We start from the raw sequence: 339 nt of genomic DNA on the forward strand, positions 1-339 counted from the left end.
GTTTAATTATATCGAATGTGATTACAATCGGTGGCGGCGGCACAGTTGGTGTGGCGGCCTCAGTCCGGAACAATTTGAAAACCAGAACCTCGCTTAGGCCTGTGTCCATATTACGTGGGTAGGATCAACCATTGCCAGAGTTGTATCCTGTATCAGTCCTGCAAAATTTCACGAGTGCTTTATTAACTGGATGCGTGACTGCCATTCATCAAATGATAAAGACGTCATTGCAATTGATGGAAAAACGCTCCGGCACTCTTATGACAAGAGTCGCCGCAGGGGAGCGATTCATGTCATTAGTGCGTTCTCAACAATGCACAGTCTGGTCATCGGACAGAT

General features: G+C 46.6%; 1 protein-coding gene and 1 pseudogene. Both read left to right on the forward strand.

Translation table 11 applies throughout. The features are described from left to right. A partial coding sequence (locus E0D98_RS26220; RefSeq protein WP_009008041.1) for an IS3 family transposase occupies positions 1 to 97 on the forward strand: 97 nt, incomplete at its 5' end. Positions 98 to 127: 30 nt separating this feature from the next. Then, positions 128 to 339, forward strand: a pseudogene (locus tag E0D98_RS26225) (ISAs1 family transposase); the annotation flags it as partial.

Origin of the sequence: Escherichia sp. KCJ4928 (genome assembly GCF_004352695.1) — a bacterium.
Lineage (GTDB): Bacteria > Pseudomonadota > Gammaproteobacteria > Enterobacterales > Enterobacteriaceae > ECMA0423.